This window comes from Bradyrhizobium sp. NBAIM08 (assembly GCF_020193935.1).
GTDB classification, from domain to species: domain Bacteria; phylum Pseudomonadota; class Alphaproteobacteria; order Rhizobiales; family Xanthobacteraceae; genus Bradyrhizobium; species Bradyrhizobium yuanmingense.
Genome location: NZ_JADYVR010000453.1, coordinates 1 through 438, shown reverse-complemented (window position 1 = coordinate 438; position 438 = coordinate 1). Strand labels below are relative to the sequence as shown.

The following is a 438-nucleotide window of genomic DNA, read 5'->3' as shown; positions in this document are numbered from 1 at the left end:
ACCCGGTCACGATCAGGACGGGAAGGTGCGGATCCCGAAGCGCTTCGTCGGTCACGGGATCCCCCGGAAGAGGGCGGACACGGTCAGTGCAGGGGATTCAAACACAGCGGCCGAAACCCTGTCAACGCAAAGGGCTTCCGCCAAAGCGTTGACAGCCCGTCGAGCCGGGTGCTAGCGTCGATCGCGTCCAAAGGCCCAAAACCGTCCATGTTCAAGGCCGCCTCTTCCGGCTCCGCCGAAACCGCCGGATCGGACGATGTCCTACGCAAGGTCCGCATCCCCTTCATCCAGCGCGCGGCGCTCCTCCACCCCCACGGCGAGGAGCCGCTGTTCCTGGTCGATCTCGGGCTGGAGGGAGCGTTCGCGGAGCGCGCGGAGCCGCTCGCACGCGAAGCCCAGGTGACGCTGCGCTTCCGCCTGCCCGGCAACGAGATTCCG

General features: G+C 67.4%; 1 protein-coding gene. It reads left to right on the top strand.

What is annotated here, in order from left to right; translation table 11 throughout:
• Positions 1 to 207: 207 nt before the first annotated feature.
• A partial coding sequence (locus I6F37_RS40395; protein ID WP_225154435.1) for a hypothetical protein occupies positions 208 to 438 on the top strand: 231 nt, incomplete at its 3' end.